This is a genomic window from Oceanobacillus phoenicis (assembly GCF_047238145.1).
GTDB lineage: Bacteria > Bacillota > Bacilli > Bacillales > Amphibacillaceae > Oceanobacillus.
In genome coordinates, this window is sequence record NZ_JBDFME010000001.1 from 2,607,419 (window position 1) to 2,624,229 (window position 16,811).

The 16,811-nt window shown below is 34.3% G+C and carries 15 protein-coding genes; 13 read left to right on the plus strand and 2 right to left on the minus strand.

Features of this window, described 5'->3' with window-relative positions; translation table 11 throughout:
- Window positions 1–19: 19 nt before the first annotated feature.
- From ptsG to spo0A, 11 genes are all read left to right on the plus strand, one after another.
- Window positions 20–2,047 (plus strand): glucose-specific PTS transporter subunit IIBC, encoded by a 2,028-nt coding sequence (gene ptsG / locus ABC346_RS12975; protein WP_413235235.1) that lies wholly within the window; start codon window positions 20–22, stop codon window positions 2,045–2,047.
- A gap of 168 nt (window positions 2,048–2,215) precedes the next feature.
- Complete coding sequence (nusB, locus tag ABC346_RS12980; RefSeq protein ID WP_413235236.1) at window positions 2,216–2,596, plus strand: transcription antitermination factor NusB; 381 nt, start codon at window positions 2,216–2,218, stop codon at window positions 2,594–2,596.
- A 14-nt stretch (window positions 2,597–2,610) separates the two neighbouring features.
- Window positions 2,611–3,468, plus strand: a complete 858-nt coding sequence (gene folD, locus ABC346_RS12985; protein ID WP_413235237.1) for a bifunctional methylenetetrahydrofolate dehydrogenase/methenyltetrahydrofolate cyclohydrolase FolD — start codon at window positions 2,611–2,613, stop codon at window positions 3,466–3,468.
- Window positions 3,458–4,825, plus strand: coding sequence for an exodeoxyribonuclease VII large subunit (gene xseA, locus ABC346_RS12990; protein WP_413235238.1), 1,368 nt, complete (start codon window positions 3,458–3,460; stop codon window positions 4,823–4,825). The genes folD and xseA overlap by 11 nt, the downstream gene beginning before the upstream one ends.
- A complete protein-coding gene (locus ABC346_RS12995) occupies window positions 4,800–5,036 on the plus strand; it encodes an exodeoxyribonuclease VII small subunit (RefSeq protein ID WP_413235239.1) in 237 nt (78 codons plus the stop codon). The genes xseA and ABC346_RS12995 overlap by 26 nt, the downstream gene beginning before the upstream one ends.
- A complete protein-coding gene (locus ABC346_RS13000; protein ID WP_413235240.1) occupies window positions 5,033–5,917 on the plus strand; it encodes a polyprenyl synthetase family protein in 885 nt (294 codons plus the stop codon). Before ABC346_RS12995 ends, ABC346_RS13000 begins: the two co-directional genes overlap by 4 nt.
- Window positions 5,918–5,919: 2 nt before the next feature.
- Window positions 5,920–6,729 carry a TlyA family RNA methyltransferase gene (locus ABC346_RS13005; RefSeq protein ID WP_413235241.1) on the plus strand — a complete coding sequence of 270 codons (810 nt, stop codon included), beginning with the start codon at window positions 5,920–5,922 and terminating at the stop codon, window positions 6,727–6,729.
- Window positions 6,730–6,749: 20 nt separating this feature from the next.
- Window positions 6,750–7,199: a transcriptional regulator AhrC/ArgR gene (gene ahrC, locus ABC346_RS13010; protein ID WP_011066272.1), complete on the plus strand. Its 450-nt coding sequence runs from the start codon at window positions 6,750–6,752 to the stop codon at window positions 7,197–7,199.
- Between the two features lie 27 nt (window positions 7,200–7,226).
- Complete coding sequence (gene recN, locus ABC346_RS13015; RefSeq protein WP_413235242.1) at window positions 7,227–8,921, plus strand: DNA repair protein RecN; 1,695 nt, start codon at window positions 7,227–7,229, stop codon at window positions 8,919–8,921.
- Between the two features lie 255 nt (window positions 8,922–9,176).
- Window positions 9,177–10,382, plus strand: a complete 1,206-nt coding sequence (gene spoIVB / locus ABC346_RS13020) for a SpoIVB peptidase (RefSeq protein WP_413235243.1) — start codon at window positions 9,177–9,179, stop codon at window positions 10,380–10,382.
- 281 nt (window positions 10,383–10,663) lie between these two features.
- Window positions 10,664–11,446, plus strand: a complete 783-nt coding sequence (spo0A, locus tag ABC346_RS13025; protein ID WP_413235244.1) for a sporulation transcription factor Spo0A — start codon at window positions 10,664–10,666, stop codon at window positions 11,444–11,446.
- A gap of 169 nt (window positions 11,447–11,615) precedes the next feature.
- Here the strand turns inward: spo0A and ABC346_RS13030 are convergent, their stop codons facing one another.
- A complete protein-coding gene (locus ABC346_RS13030; RefSeq protein WP_413235245.1) occupies window positions 11,616–12,998 on the minus strand; it encodes an aspartate kinase in 1,383 nt (460 codons plus the stop codon).
- An 89-nt stretch (window positions 12,999–13,087) separates the two neighbouring features.
- Window positions 13,088–13,336 carry a DUF2627 family protein gene (locus ABC346_RS13035; protein ID WP_413235246.1) on the minus strand — a complete coding sequence of 83 codons (249 nt, stop codon included), beginning with the start codon at window positions 13,334–13,336 and terminating at the stop codon, window positions 13,088–13,090.
- A gap of 138 nt (window positions 13,337–13,474) precedes the next feature.
- Between ABC346_RS13035 and ABC346_RS13040 the strand changes: the two genes are divergently transcribed.
- Both ABC346_RS13040 and ABC346_RS13045 read left to right on the plus strand, forming a co-directional pair.
- Complete coding sequence (locus ABC346_RS13040; protein WP_413235247.1) at window positions 13,475–15,526, plus strand: sigma 54-interacting transcriptional regulator; 2,052 nt, start codon at window positions 13,475–13,477, stop codon at window positions 15,524–15,526.
- A 175-nt stretch (window positions 15,527–15,701) separates the two neighbouring features.
- Entirely contained in the window at window positions 15,702–16,796 is a 1,095-nt protein-coding gene (locus tag ABC346_RS13045; RefSeq protein ID WP_413235248.1) for a Leu/Phe/Val dehydrogenase, read from the plus strand.
- Window positions 16,797–16,811 lie beyond the last annotated feature (15 nt).

Below are 16,811 nucleotides of genomic sequence, written 5' to 3' on the forward strand. Positions count from 1 at the left end.
TGCTAGAGGGGGGAGAAGAATGTTTAGGAAAGCATTTGGTGTGTTACAGAAAATTGGTAAAGCACTTATGTTACCAGTTGCACTATTACCAGTTGCTGGTTTGATGCTCGGCTTTGGTAATGCAGCGCAACAGGATACGATGTTAGAGTACCTTCCATTTCTTCAATTGGAGTGGGTTCAACTAGTTGCCACTGTTATGGAAGATGCAGGTGGAATTATTTTTGAGAACTTACCATTGATATTTGCTATTGGTGTTTCTATAGGGCTTGCGAGTGATGGTGCAGCGGGATTAGCCGCATTAGTCGGTTATTTGGTTTTAAATCAAGTTATGGGATCTTGGATTGGTGTAAATCCTGAAATGATTGAATCGGATCCGAGTTTTGCATCTGTTTTAGGTATTCCAACATTACAAACAGGTGTATTTGGAGGAATTATTGTCGGTCTAATTGCTGCATTTTGTTACAATCGATTTCATAATATCGAAATGCCTTCCTTCTTAGGATTCTTTGCTGGAAAGCGTTTTGTCCCTATAGCTACTGCTGGGTTTTCATTTGTTATAGGCATATTGTTACTGTTTATTTGGCCCCCAATACAAGACGCAATGAATAATGCTTCTTATTGGCTAATTGAAGAAGGAACATATGTAGCAGTGTTTTTATTTGGGTTTATAAAGCGATTATTAATTCCGTTTGGACTTCATCATATATTTCATGCGCCTTTTTGGTATGAATTTGGATCCTATACGACCGAAGCAGGTAATATTGTGCGTGGAGACATGACCATTTTCTTTGCGCAATTAAAAGATGGAGTGGAATTCACAGCTGGTAATTTTATGGCGGGAGAATTTCCTATTATGATGTTTGGGCTACCGGCAGCAGCCTTAGCCATGTACCATGCTGCTAAACCAGCTAAGAAGAAATTAGTTGCTGGTCTACTTGTTTCAGGTGCACTTACTTCTTTCTTAACAGGAATTACAGAACCTCTTGAATTTTCATTTATGTTTGTGTCACCATTACTATTTCTGCTTCATGCAATTTTAGATGGTTTTTCTTTTGTTCTAATGACTTTCTTTAGTGTAAATATAGGATATACTTTCTCAGGTGGAGCAATCGACTTTGTTCTTTTTGGTATTTTACCAGGACAAGAGCCTTGGTGGATCACAATAATGCTTGGATTAATTTTTGCGTTAATTTATTATTTCCTATTCCGATTCTTTATTAAGAAATTTAACCTATTAACTCCAGGTAGAGAAGAATCAGATGGGAATAATCATGGTACAAATTCTGGTAAAAATGAGTTAGCGAATGAAGTGTTAGAAGCAATAGGTGGATTGCAAAATATTACTCATATAGATGCTTGTATTACCAGGTTGCGCGTATCAGTTGATTCTATTCGTGATGTAAATAAGGATAGATTAAAACAATTAGGAGCATCCGGTGTTTTAGAAGTTGGAAATAATATTCAAGCAATTTTTGGTCCTCGCTCCGAAACCATTAAGGGACAAATTCAAGATATTGTTACAGGTAGGAGACCTCGAGAAGGAGAAGATGTTAAAGCAATAAAGGAGAATAATGTTGGATCCGTTAAAGATGAAACATTCGTAGCACCATTAACAGGTCAAATGATACCGATAACGGATGTTCCTGACCAAGTGTTCTCTGGTAAAATGATGGGAGAAGGATTTGCGATAATTCCTAAAGAGGGAGTGGTTGTTTCTCCTGTAGACGGGAAAATCAATAATATTTTTCCGACCAATCATGCAATTGGCATACAATCTAATGGTGGTAGAGAAATATTAATCCATGTAGGATTAGATACTGTAAATTTAAAAGGATCCGGATTCAATATTTTAGTTGATGAAAATCAATTTGTAGAAGCTGGACAACCATTGTTAAAAGTAGATCTAGACTATCTGGACAAGCACGGGTTCTCAACAATAACTCCAGTTGTATTTACAAACATACACGATTCAGCATGTGTACAAATACAAAAGGAAAATGTTGAAAGAGGACAATCCGATATTATAACCTGCTATAGGGTACAATAAGAGCCGTTTGAGTAATATATCTTTTACTGACGGCTTTCTTTTGTTCACTAAAAGGTTATAGGATATGCTAAAATCGTTTATATGGTATGGTTGAATCCTAGCCAAGCAAAAGTGAAACGTGTTATTATTTTAACAGTAAATGAAGGAATTAGAAGGAGTCAAAATAGAATGAATCGACATAAAGCAAGAGAAAAAGCTTTTCAGGTCTTATTTCAGTTGGATATTAATGAGACGGAATTAGAAGATGTAATGGAAACTTTAAAAGAAAAGGAACGTAATGATGTTTTCTTAAGATCATTAGTGGAAGGAGTTATACAGAAAAAAACCGTTATTGATGAGAAGATTTCTGCTCACCTGGAAAAATGGACAATAGATCGTATAGCTTCTGTAGAAAGAACGATTCTCCGAATGGCTATCTTAGAAATAATGTACATGGATGATATTCCACAAAATGTTTCTATAAACGAAGCAATCGAACTTGCGCATACATTTGGGGATGAACAATCAGGGAAATTTGTGAACGGTGTTTTATCAAAAATTATTGCATAAGGGAGAGAAAACCAATGGCTACGTTGTTAAATGGTAAAGAATTATCTGAAGAATTAAAGCAAAATATGAAAATAGAAGTAGATGAATTAAAAGAAAAAGGTCTGACTCCACATTTAACAGTAATATTGGTTGGAGATAATCCTGCTTCCAAATCCTATGTGAGGGGAAAAGAAAAAGCATGTGCAGTGACAGGAATTTCTTCTAATTTAATTGAACTGACTGGAGACACTTCCGAAGAGGAACTCTTAAGAATTATTGATGAACAAAATAAAGACGAAAGTGTTCATGGCATTTTAGTTCAATTACCATTACCAGATCAAATGGACGAACAGAAGATTATACATGCGATTTCACCTGAGAAAGATGTAGATGGATTTCATCCTATTAATGTTGGAAAAATGATGACAGGTGAAGACACATTTATTCCATGTACTCCGTATGGTATTTTAACAATGTTGCAATCAAAAGATATTTCTCTTGAAGGAAAACATGCCGTAATTATTGGCAGAAGTAATATCGTAGGAAAACCAATTGGATTGCTTTTACTACAGGAAAATGCAACGGTTACGTATACGCACTCACGTACAAAGAATTTGCAAGAAATAACCAAACAAGCTGATATACTAATTGTTGCAATGGGACGAGCTCATACAATTAATGCTGATTATATTAAAGAAGGTGCAGTAGTTATTGATGTAGGAATTAATCGTAAGGATGACGGGAAACTTACTGGAGATGTCGACTTTGAAAGTGCCAAAGAGAAAGCATCGTACATTACACCAGTACCACGTGGTGTCGGTCCAATGACGATAACAATGCTATTAAAAAACACAATTAAAGCTGCAAAAGGATTGAATCACGTTGAAGGATAAATATTTGACGGTAACCGCATTGACAAAATATGTGAAAAGGAAATTGGACGCTGATCCACATTTGCGAGATATTTGGTTGCGTGGTGAAATATCAAATTTTAAACATCATAGTCGTGGTCACATGTATATGACGATAAAAGATGATTCAGCACGTGTTCAAGCGGTAATGTTTGCTTCCAGTAATCGTAGGCTACTATTTCATCCGGAAAATGGAATGAACGTTCTTATTCGTGGAGAAATTAGTGTATTTGAAGCTTATGGTCAATATCAGTTGTATATTCATGAAATGGAGCCAGATGGAATTGGTTCATTATATCAAGCTTTTGAACAATTAAAAGAAAAATTACATAAACAAGGGTATTTTGCTGAAGAGCATAAAAAATCAATTCCGCGTTATCCAAAAAGTATAGCAGTGATTACTTCCCCTACTGGAGCAGCAATTAGAGATATCCTGATAACAATGAAACGCCGTTATCCTTCTGTGAAAATAACGGTTTTTCCAGTGCTTGTTCAGGGAAATCAAGCTCCGGCATCAATCGTTCAAGCGATACACCAAGCAGATGATCTATTATATGATGTTATTATTGTTGGTAGAGGTGGGGGATCGATTGAAGAGTTATGGAGTTTTAATGAAGAAATAGTTGCAAAAGCTATATATGAGTCGAAAACGCCAATTATATCCGCTGTTGGACATGAAACAGATACAACAATAAGTGACTTTGTTGCTGATTTACGAGCTCCTACACCAACTGCAGCTGGAGAATTAGCAGTTCCTTCTCAACTTGAACTACAGGATAAAATTGAAATACAGCAAAGACAATTATCACAGCAGTTAAAGCAATATATTAATCAGCATAAAACCAGACTTCGTCAATTAAGACAAACTTATGCGTTTAAATATCCGCATCAATTAATAAAGCAAAAGGAACAACAATTGGACTCAACAATTGATAACTTTCAACGGATGATGAAAGCAAAAGTTTCTGACGATAAATTAACACATTATCACTTGATAAAAAGACTTTCCAGTCAACATCCTAAAAGGGAATTTTCATTAGCTTTTGATAAACTAAGTCAATTACATTCTCTTCAAAATAAGGTAATGAATAACTATTTACAACAAGAATCTCAACGATTATATTCGCAAATAGACAAGTTGAGCTTAGTTAACCCTTTGGAGATTATGAAAAGGGGATACGCATTACCTTATAATGAAAATGGAGAATTAATTAAAACTGTTAAAAATGTAAATATGCATGATACGATACGATTAAAGATTGCTGATGGAGAAGTGATTGGAAAAGTATCGTCAATTAAGGAGGGAACCGAAAATGGCAACGAAGGATTTGACGTTTGAACAGGCCATAGAGAAATTAGAAGAAATCGTTTCTAAATTAGAAGAAGGTGACGTTCCACTAGAAAAAGCAATTGAATATTATCAAGAAGGTATGAATCTTTCTAAGCTTTGCAGCGAAAAGTTAAACCGTGTGCAAGATAAAATGGTGCAAATAATGAACGAACAAGGAGAACTAGAACCTTTTGATATACAGGAGGATTCATCGTCGTGAATGAAAACTTACAAATATATTTAGTGAAATATCGTGAGAAATTAGAAACAACATATAACACATATTTTTCGCAATTAGACATACCGTCTAATTTAAAAGATTCCATGCTTTACTCGTTAGAAGCTGGCGGTAAACGATTAAGACCGATATTAATGTTTGCTAGCTATGAGGTTTATGGAAAAACATTAGATAAAGTGATGTCTTCAGCGGTTGCATTAGAAATGATTCATACGTATTCACTTATTCATGATGATTTACCAGCAATGGATGATGATGATTATCGTCGCGGAAAATTAACAAATCATAAACAATTCAACGAAGCTACTGCGATCTTGGCTGGTGACGCCCTACTAACGTATAGTTTTCAATTGATTAGCTCAGATGAATTGCTCTCTTCAGAGGAGAAAGTTCAGTTAATTCGTATATTATCGGAAGCTAGCGGGCCTTCTGGAATGGTTGCTGGTCAAATATTGGATATGGAAGCGGAAAAACAAGCTGTTTCATTGAATGAAATGGAAGAAATTCATGCCTTGAAAACGGGTGAATTAATTCGGTTTGCAATTTTTGCTGGTGCATATCTTGGTGGAGCATCAGATAATCAGTTAAAACATTTAACTGATTATGCTTATTATCTAGGTTTAATATTTCAAGTACAAGATGACATCCTAGATATAACTGGAGACGCATCGAAAATTGGAAAGCCTGTTGGCAGTGATGAATTAAATGAAAAAAGCACGTATCCGAAATTATTAGGATTAGACGGTGCAATTGAGCAGAAAAATCATTACGTTGATAAAGCCTTTAATAGTCTACAGTTAGCAGGAGCAGAAGATTCTCTGTTAACAGAATTAACGAAGTATTTCAGTGAGCGTGATCATTAGAAATGAAAAAGAAAAAAAGAGTTGATGAATTACTCGTTGAGCGAGAATTAGTTGAAGATATTGAGAAGGCAAGACGTTCAATTATGGCTGGAATTGTTTTTACAGAGAATGAACGAATAGATAAACCAGGAACAATTATTTCACTAGAAACTCCATTACGTGTAAAACAAAAAGATAATCCCTATGTTGGTAGGGGTGGAAAAAAACTAGACAAGGCATTACAAGAATTTGATGTAGATGTATCTGGCAAATTATTTATGGATGTTGGCTCATCTACTGGAGGATTTACTGATTGCGCATTACAACATGGCGCAGTCAAAAGCTATGCCATAGATGTTGGTTATAACCAATTAGATTGGAAGCTACGAAACGACCACCGTGTTATTGTAATGGAACGAACAAATTTTCGTGATGTTACACCTGATTTATTGAGTGAAGGTCTTCCTAATTTTGTATCTATAGATGTTTCTTTCATATCTTTAAAGCATATATTTCCAGTTCTTAACAAGATTCTACAACCAAATAGTGATATAATTGCACTAATAAAACCACAATTCGAGGCAAAGCGTGAACAAGTAGGAGATAGAGGAATAATTCGTGATCCGGCAGTACATTACGAAGTCTTAGATAAAGTGATCGTTTACGCAAGACTGAGTGGTTTTTCCTTGTTGAACTTAACTTACTCACCGATTACTGGCACCGAAGGCAATATTGAGTTCTTAGTTCATTTAGGATGGGAAAAAGAAAGTAATATGGAAGTGTCTATATCCTATGAACATGTTATAAAAGAAGCACATATGAATTTGAGTTGAGAAACTGAGGAGGTGTAATCATGAGTAAATTACAGCGACATATTAAAATTAGAGAACTTATAACAGAAAATATAATTGAGACACAAGATGAATTAGTCGACTCCTTAAAAGCATTAGATTTTAATGTTACTCAAGCAACCGTTTCTCGCGATATAAAAGAACTCCAATTGGTAAAAGTACCTACAACGACGGGTCAATATAAATATAGTTTACCTGCTGATCAACGATTCAATCCTTTGCAAAAGTTAAAACGACTTATCGTTGATACGTTTGTAAAAATTGAACATGCTAGCCACTTTATTATTCTTCATACATTACCCGGAAATGCACATGCTGTTGGTGTATTAATTGATAATCTTGACTGGGAAGAGATTATGGGTACGATTTGTGGGGATGATACATGTTTAATCATTTGCAGAACTCCAGAACAAGCAGAAATGATAAAAAATCGCTTTATTGAAATGTTATAAGCTGGAAACAATGGGGTGTATAGAAAAGTGCTAACCGAATTATCAATTCAAGATTTTGCCATTATCGATGATATTTCTATTACTTTTAATGATGGATTAACTGTTTTAACAGGAGAAACGGGAGCTGGTAAATCCATTATAATCGATGCAATTCAATTGCTAGCAGGTGGGAGAGGATCGGTTGACTATGTCAGACATGGTACGAAAAAAGCAACAATTGAAGGATTGTTTTTTATCTCGGACAACCACCATCCTATTTATCGAACTGGCAATGAATTTGGAATTGAAATACAAGATGAACAAGTAGTATTACAGCGTATCATTACTTCTTCTGGTAAAAGTATTTGTCGTGTTAATGGTAAATTAGTTACGTTAGCAATATTACGTGAATTTGGAAAAACATTAATCGATATTCATAGTCAACACGAGACGCAGTCATTAATGGATGTTGACCATCATATTGACTTTCTAGATATGTATGATGATAAAGCAATCAAAGAGACAAAGTTAGAATACAGGAAAATATATGATTCGCTTGAAACAGTTAAACGTAAGTACCGTAAATTAAATGATAATGAGCAAGAGATGGCCCAGAGACTTGATTTGTTACAATTTCAACAGCAAGAATTGGAGCAAGCACAATTACAACCTGAAGAAGACACTGAAATTGAAGAAGAAATTCATCAGCTTGCAAATTATGAGAAGTTACACCGAGCTTTGAATGATGCTTATTATGCTCTATATGGTGAACAACGTGGTCTTGATTTTGTTAAACAAGCTCAATTAGCATTGGAAAGTAATCAAGATGTTGATCCTTTTATTACTGAAAAAAATGAAGAGATAGCAAATCATTTTTATGCTTTAGAAGAATTGGCATACTCATTACGAAATCATTTAGATGAGCTCCAATATAATCCAGATCGCTTAAATGAATTGGAGCAAAGAAAAGATGAACTAAATAAGTTAAAACGAAAATATGGAACAACAGTAGAAGAAATGTTAGCTTATTTAGCTAAAGTTGATGAAGAAATAGAACAGATTACGAATCGGGATTCACACGTTAACGCATTAGTTGCCGAAATAGAAGAATTGGAAAAAGATACAATGTTAGAAGCGGAACAACTACATCATTTACGTAAATTGGCAGCAGATAATTTGGTAAATGAAATACATCAAGAACTGAAAGATTTATACTTAGAGAACGCTTCTTTTGCAATTGATTTTGAGGACGCAGCACCACCTAAATTAACGAAAAATGGGTTCGATAAAGTTCGTTTTCTGATTTCAACGAATGTCGGTGAACCGTTAAAAGACTTATCTAAAGTTGCGTCAGGTGGAGAATTATCTAGATTTATGCTTGCACTTAAAAAAATATTCTCGAAACATCAAGGTGTTACTAGCGTTATTTTCGATGAAGTAGATACAGGAGTGAGTGGACGAGTTGCACAAGCTATCGCTGAAAAGATGCATCAGGTTTCTACAGATTCACAAGTGTTATGTATTACTCATCTTCCCCAAGTAGCAGCAATGGCAGACACTCATAAGTTTATTCAAAAAAATGAGAAAGCGAATCGTACTTATACAAGTGTTCATGAATTAAATGAAAAAGAACAAATCGACGAATTAAGTCGTATGATTACAGGAACAAAACTTACTGATACTGCAAAAATCCATGCAAAAGAAATGCTTGAACTTGCTTCAAATTTTAAAGTCAAAAATTAAAAAATAAATAGGATAAAATCAGTCAAAAACCGGAAAATAAACTTACCGGTTTTTTATTTTACCTCGATTAACAAATATAACTAAACTTCTTATATGTATATAGCTGACTCATCGAGCTATGTAATTTATACAACCTCTTTTATAGGAAAAGATACACATTTCACATAGGTTGTTCCAGTTTAAAGATTTGTCGATTGCAGAAATTATAAGTACATAAAAAGAACAAATCGATGGTTGGAAGAGGAGAGTGATGACGTGCAAAGTAAACCAAAAAACTTTATAAAGCGAATCGTACTATTTTTAGTAACTTCTCTTATGCTTTCTTCTATGTTTATTTTTCCAGAAATGACCATAGCTGATCATATAGATTCGGAACAAATCCAATCGACTAGTGCAACTACAGACATTCAAAAAGTTTTTCCTTATGCTGCCCCAACACCTAAAAAGGATAATGGGCATGAACCAACAAGAAATTTGCAAGATGTCAAAGTAATTCCCGGGGGTCAATCAATTGGAGTTCAACTGGAAACAAAAGGTGTGCTCGTAGTTGGTCATCATTTAGTAAGTGGAAATAACGGTGAAATTTCACCAGGGGAGAAAGCAAAAATTAATGTCGGTGATGTTATCGTTAAAATAAATGGTGAACAAATTAAAGGAATGAATGATATCAAATCTTATGTAGAAAAAGCTGGAAAAAGTAACAAATTGATGGATGTTACCGTAAAAAGAGGAAAAGATACGATTGACACGAAACTCGAACCTGTATTAGATGAAAAGGAAAAACAATACAAAATAGGGCTATATATTAGAGATTCAGCAGCTGGAATAGGTACAATGACCTTTTATGATCCAGTAAGTGGGAAGTATGGTGCATTAGGTCACGTGATCTCTGATATGGATACAAAGAAACCAATCGAAATAGAGGATGGATCTATTGTACATTCTTCAGTAACCTCGATCGAAAAAGGAGATAATGGGATTCCTGGAGAGAAACAAGCAAGATTTGAAGATGGGAACCATCGAATTGGTTCCATAAAAAGAAATACAGATTATGGTATTTTTGGTGTGTTAGAGAAAGAAATTGACCACGAGAAATACAACAAACCTTTTCCAGTAGCATTATCCCATGAAGTAGAGGAAGGACCAGCAAAAATTTTAACAGTTATAAATGGAGAAGAGATTGAGGAATTTGATATTGAAATTGTAAGTAGTGTTCCACAAAACAATCCTTCCACCAAAGGTATGGTAATTCAAATTACAGATCCTAAATTATTAAAAGAAACAGGCGGGATTGTGCAAGGAATGAGTGGAAGCCCAATCATTCAAAATGGAAAAGTAATTGGAGCAGTAACTCATGTATTTGTTAACGATCCAACATCAGGTTACGGTGTTCATATTGAATGGATGTTGCAAGATGCAGATATAATTCCGCACCGAGATGAACAACAAACAACAGCTTAATAAATGCTTGTAGTGGTTAATCCATTACAAGCATTTTATTTTTGCTTTAGGCTATAAAAGCAGTTGGAATTAATAGAATTGAAATCATCATCTTATAATCATTAAAGATTTTTCGACACTATTCTTAATTATTTATCGAATCATATCGAAAACATAAGAAAAACGAAGCATATTTGAATAAATATAAAATAATTCAAAGTTTTTTAATTAAAAAGAGGATATTTTATACTTTTGTAGAATATGTAAATTGTGGATCAAAAGATAAAGGGAGGAAATAACTGGTGGAGAAAATTTCTGTTTGTTTAGTAGACGATAACAAAGAACTTATTGAGATGATGGAGGATTATTTTACAGAACAACACGATATTGAAGTTATTGGTACTGCTTTTAATGGAAGAGATTGTATTAGTATGCTGGAGGAGAAAAATCCTGATGTACTAATATTAGATATCATAATGCCACATATTGACGGATTAGCGGTATTAAATAGTATTAAATCGATGGATTTAGCTTCGAAACCGAATGTCATAATGTTAACAGCGTTTGGTCAAGAAGAAGTTATGAAAAAAGCAGTTGATTTAGGTGCGTCTTATTTTATTTTAAAACCATTTGATTTATCTAATTTAGCAGATCAAATTCGACAGGTACAAGGAACGAAGGTAACTTCCAGCCCTTCATTATCTAAAACCGCTAAAGTAGAAAAGAAGAAACAGGATCTTGAGGCAAATATTACGAATATTATTCATGAAATTGGAGTGCCTGCACATATTAAAGGCTATATGTATTTAAGAGAAGCGATTACAATGGTATACAATGACATTGAATTGCTTGGTTCAATTACAAAGGTACTTTATCCGGATATTGCAAAGAAATTCAATACCACGGCATCACGCTTAGAAAGAGCGATTCGTCATGCGATTGAAGTAGCATGGAGCCGCGGTAATATTGATTCCATCTCAGCATTATTTGGTTACACCATTAACATTTCAAAAGCTAAGCCAACGAACTCTGAATTTATTGCAATGGTTGCTGATCGATTACGATTAGAACATAAAGTTAGCTAAGGCGTTTGTATGTTGTACATACGCACAATAGGCGATAAACTATGTACGAAAAAAGAAAGGAAAAGCGTTCTTCTTGATTAGATTGATATCTGATGGAGAGGGACGTTTTTTCCTTGTAAGTAAACTTCATTCTAATTTTTTTTAGACATAAAGAAAAAACACCACTGCATTACACAGTGATGTTTTCTATCTTCTGGCTTACTTCAAAAAACTCGTGATATAGTGATTGGATAGCTTTGTCAATATCTTCAGCATGAATACCAAACATCATTGATACTTCTGAGGAACCTTGGTTTATCATTTCAATATTTACCCCTACTTTGGAGAATGAAGAAGTAGCTCTGGCAGCCACTCCAATCGTATTTACAAGACCTTCTCCCACTACCATAATAACAGCTAAGTCTCGATGAATACTAACTGTATCAACATGTAATTCATTTTTAATACGGTTAATCACTACACGTTCTTTTTCTGGAGTAAACTTGTGATCTCTAAATATAACGGACATGTCGTCTATTCCAGATGGTGCATGTTCGAATGAAATGCCTTCATCTTCAAAAATATTGAGTAATTTACGCCCAAATCCGACTTCTCTGTTCATGAGGAATTTACTTACATAAAGACTGCAAAATCCAACATCACTAGCAATACCTACAACACAATTATCGTTTGCATCACGTTCCGATACAATCATTGTACCAGGTGCATCCGGATTATTGGTGTTTTTAATACAAACAGGAATTTGTTCCCTAAATGCAGGTATTAATGCTTCATCATGGAATACCGAAAAGCCGGCATATGATAACTCCCGCATTTCTTTATAGGTTAATACATTGATTTCCTTAGGATTATTTACGATTGTTGGGTTAACAGCATATACCGAATCTACATCAGTGAAATTTTCATATAGGGATGCTTTTGTTCCTGCAGCTAATATAGAACCTGTTATGTCCGAACCACCTCGAGAAAATGTAATGAGTTCTCCATTTTCTGCATATCCAAAGAATCCTGGAACGATAACTACTTTCTTAATATCACGTAGCTTTTTAATGATCGGAAAACTTTCAGGTAATAATTGTGCACGGCCAGGTTCATTACTAACTAATATACCTGCATCCTTCGGGTTCATATATGTAGCATCAATACCTATATGTTGAAGGTATGCACTTACTATTTTTGCAGAGCTATCTTCACCAATTGCCTTAATAGCATCCATTTGTTTACTTGGTGTTAAATCCTTATTTAAATCTTCTTCAATTGTTTGTTTAATATCATCAAGTATATTGGAATGTAAGTTTAAATCATCAACAATTACTTTGAAACGATCTAATATAATTGCTAACGTCTTCTCACTTTGTTCGAATTGGTTTCTTTGATGACTTGAAGCAAATTGAATTAATAAATCTGTGATTTTAACATCCTCTTTAAATCTTTTTCCTGGTGCGGATACAACAATTACTTTTCTGGAGGGATCCGCCTTGATAATTTTTGCTACTTTCTGAATTTGTTCTGCATTTGCAACTGAGCTTCCTCCAAATTTTGCTACTTTCATTTATAATGATCCCCCTGTATCGAATTTATTTTTATAATATAACATATTTTATGGAAGATTAAAGTAATTTTAATGAAAAAAGACGGAAATTATCCGTCTTTATTTGTGTCAAAATGCTGCTGTTGTCGTTTTTGGTTTTTCCTATCTCGGTAAATAATGAATCCACCTAAGAATGCTACTCCGACTATAAACAGGATAAGTCCAACTATAAATTGAATACTACCATAGAAAAAAATTGCATAGAAATCATCAAACAACGTATCACGCATCAGTTTTATGCCAATTGCTGCGATAATTCCAGGAATAAATATAACAATTATAGCAAGTAGACGTTGCATCGCTTAACTCCTTTATGTAAACACATATTCACCTTAATTATATCAAATTCTAGAGAAAATAGAAAAAATTAAAGTTTGCTAATAAATGCAGAATATCATAAGATGTAGTTATGCAAAATAATGCAAGGTGGAGAGATAATGAAACAAGTTTTAATTGTTGGTGGCGGAAAAGGTGGTACTGCATTATTTAATTTATTACAGGAAACAAGACGTATGAACATAAAGGCAGTTGTTGATCTAGATTTAACTGCCCCAGCTATACAACTGGCAAAAAATGCACGTATTCCAGTTAGTGCTAATTGGAAGGATTGGATTTTTGACGATGTTGATATTATATTAGAAGCTACAGGGGTCGAATCGGTTTTAGATGAAATTATTGATATACGTCCTCGAAAAACAGTAGTAGTTCCAGGATCAGTGGCCAATATAATTTCTGAATTACTTTATGAAAAAGAATTCCTTGTTGAAAAAGTCAAATCACAAGCTAATAGACTAGAGCTGATCTTGAACCATATTCATGACGGAATGATTGTCATAGATAAAAACGAAAAGGTAGAACTATTAAATAAACGAGCAGAACGAATTTTAAATAAAAAAGAGAATGATTATAAAGGAAAACATATTTATGACTTGTTACCTTCCAGCAGATTACCGAATGTATTAAAGGCTCAACGAAAAGAATTGAATCAAAAAACAATATTGGATAATGGAAAGAAAGTAATATCTACTCGAATCCCAATTATTAGCAAAACCGGTGACTTAGTAGGTGCTTTTGCTGTATTTAAAGATATTACAGAAGTTGTCAAGCTTGCTGAAGAAAATACAGATTTAAATGAAATTAAAACAATGCTAGAAGCGATTATAAAATCTTCGGATGAAGCGATAAGTGTAGTAGATGAGAAAGGGAACGGATTAATTATTAACCCTGCTTATACTCGAATTACCGGTTTAACGGAAGAGGATGTTATTGGAAGACCAGCGACTGTTGATATTGCTGAAGGAGAAAGTGTGCATTTGAAAGTTTTAGAAACACGGAGAGCAGTTAGAGGCGTACATATGAAAGTTGGTCCTCATAATAAAGAAGTAATCGTTAATGTTGCTCCTATAATTGTACAAGGAAAGATTAAGGGTAGCGTTGGGGTTTTACACGATGTCTCAGAAATACAATTATTAACAAAAGAATTAAAACGTGCACGACAAATCATTCGTAATTTAGAAGCACGGTATACATTTGATGATATAATTGGAAGTTCTTCTGAGATGAAGTTAGCACTTGAACAAGCAAAAGTTGGGGCAAAGACTCCTGCAATTGTTTTGCTCCGTGGCGAATCAGGTACTGGAAAAGAATTGTTTGCACACGCCATTCATAACGAAAGTGATCGTAAACATAATAAATTTATTCGAGTGAATTGTGCTGCACTTTCTGAATCTTTATTAGAAAGTGAGCTATTTGGGTATGAAGAAGGAGCTTTTACTGGTGCAAAAACTGGTGGTAAAAAAGGATTCTTTGAGGAAGCGAATGGTGGAAGTATTTTCTTAGATGAAATAGGTGAATTATCATTAACAATGCAAGCAAAATTACTTCGTGTGCTGCAAGAGAGGGAGGTCGTTCGTGTTGGTGGTTCTACTCCTATATCTATAGATGTACGAGTTATTGCAGCAACGAATGTAAATTTAGAAAAAGCTATCATGAATCGATCATTTAGAGAAGATTTATACTATCGACTAAATAAGCTACCGATCACTGTTCCTGCAATAAAGGAACGATTATCAGATTTACCAGAGCTTATTCAACATATCATTCATAAAATGAACAATGAATACGGAAGAAATGTTGGGCGAATTTCAACAAAAGCTACTGAACAATTAACGAAGTATCATTGGCCTGGTAATGTTCGTGAATTAGAAAATGTAGTTAGTAGGGCGATGATATTTATGGATAATACAGAAGAAGTACTAGATGTTAAGCATTTACCTAATATGATTTCAAATAAACAAGAAGATGTATCAGTAAGTGTAACCACTGACGAAGATATAATGAAATTACAAGATGCATTGGATAACTATGAAAAACAGTATATTAATATGGCCTTTCAACGATGCAATAAAAATAAAACGAAAACAGCAAAAGAGTTACAAATTTCTGTACGTAACTTATATTACAAGTTGGATAAATACAACCTTGAATAATATTTCATGCAATAAATTGCAGGATTGAAATTTATTGCGCATTTTTACATTTATACATCCGTATATACTTGATATTTTAGTTGGCATATAATTTGCAAGCTAATATTGAAAGGAGTGATGTAGGTTAAGTGTACCGATTGAAGCACTGTGAATTCATTTTTAGGAGGAATTAGTAATGGAAATCTTTAAAAGCTTACAAAAATATGACTATGAACAATTACTATTTTGCCAAGATAAAAACTCAGGATTAAAAGCGATAATTGCTATTCATGATACAACATTAGGGCCTGCATTAGGTGGAACGAGAATGTGGACATATAAAACAGAAGAAGATGCAATTATAGATGCTCTGCGACTGGCAAAAGGAATGACATATAAAAACGCTGCGGCTGGATTAAACCTAGGTGGCGGAAAAACAGTGATTATTGGAGATCCAAAAAAAGATAAGAACCCGGAAATGTTTCGAGCATTTGGACGATACATTCAAGGCTTAAACGGTCGTTATATTACTGCTGAAGATGTTGGGACTACGGAAATAGACATGGACTTAATACATTTAGAAACCGATTATGTAACGGGAACTTCTTCTTATTCTGGTGCATCCGGTAATCCGTCTCCAGTCACAGCACTTGGTTTATACCACGGGATGAAAGCGACTGCAAAAGAAGCTTTTGGAACAGAGTCACTCGAAGGGAAAACTGTGGCGGTTCAAGGTGTTGGTAATGTTGCCTATCATCTATGTGATTTTTTACATAAAGAAGGTGCAAATTTAATTGTTACGGATATAAATAAAGAATCTGTAAAACGTGCAGTAGAAGATTTTGGAGCAAAAGCAGTAGACCCAGATGAGATTTATGGAGTAGAATGCGATATTTATGCTCCGTGTGCTTTAGGAGCTACAATTAACGATGAAACGTTAGATAAGTTAAAGGCTAAAGCTATAGCAGGATCTGCTAACAACCAATTAATGACAACAAATCATGGTGATATGTTACATGAACGCGGAATTATCTACGCGCCAGATTATGTTATTAATGCAGGTGGAGTTATCAATGTTGCTGATGAATTGGTCGGTTATAACAGAGAAAGAGCTATGAAAAAAGTAGAAATGGTTTATAACAATGTTGAAAAAGTATTTGATATCTCAAAAAGAGATAATATTCCTACTCATGTAGCAGCAGATCGTATGGCAGAAGAAAGAATTCAATCAGTGCGTAATTCTAGAAGTCAGTTTCTACAAAATGAAAAACATATATTAAATTTTAATTAAGAAAGATAAGTCGTT

Bases quoted from the DNA above. Each gene is read 5' to 3' on its own strand.
- ABC346_RS13005 (WP_413235241.1), top strand. From the start codon at position 5,920: ATGAAAAAGAAAAAAAGAGTTGATGAATTACTCGTTGAGCGAGAATTA.
- nusB (WP_413235236.1), top strand. From the start codon at position 2,216: ATGAATCGACATAAAGCAAGAGAAAAAGCTTTTCAGGTCTTATTTCAG.
- folD (WP_413235237.1), top strand. From the start codon at position 2,611: ATGGCTACGTTGTTAAATGGTAAAGAATTATCTGAAGAATTAAAGCAA.
- ABC346_RS13040 (WP_413235247.1), top strand. From the start codon at position 13,475: ATGAAACAAGTTTTAATTGTTGGTGGCGGAAAAGGTGGTACTGCATTA.
- ABC346_RS12995 (WP_413235239.1), top strand. From the start codon at position 4,800: ATGGCAACGAAGGATTTGACGTTTGAACAGGCCATAGAGAAATTAGAA.
- ptsG (WP_413235235.1), top strand. From the start codon at position 20: ATGTTTAGGAAAGCATTTGGTGTGTTACAGAAAATTGGTAAAGCACTT.
- ABC346_RS13030 (WP_413235245.1), bottom strand. From the start codon at position 12,998: ATGAAAGTAGCAAAATTTGGAGGAAGCTCAGTTGCAAATGCAGAACAA.
- ABC346_RS13045 (WP_413235248.1), top strand. From the start codon at position 15,702: ATGGAAATCTTTAAAAGCTTACAAAAATATGACTATGAACAATTACTA.
- ABC346_RS13035 (WP_413235246.1), bottom strand. From the start codon at position 13,336: ATGCAACGTCTACTTGCTATAATTGTTATATTTATTCCTGGAATTATC.
- ahrC (WP_011066272.1), top strand. From the start codon at position 6,750: ATGAGTAAATTACAGCGACATATTAAAATTAGAGAACTTATAACAGAA.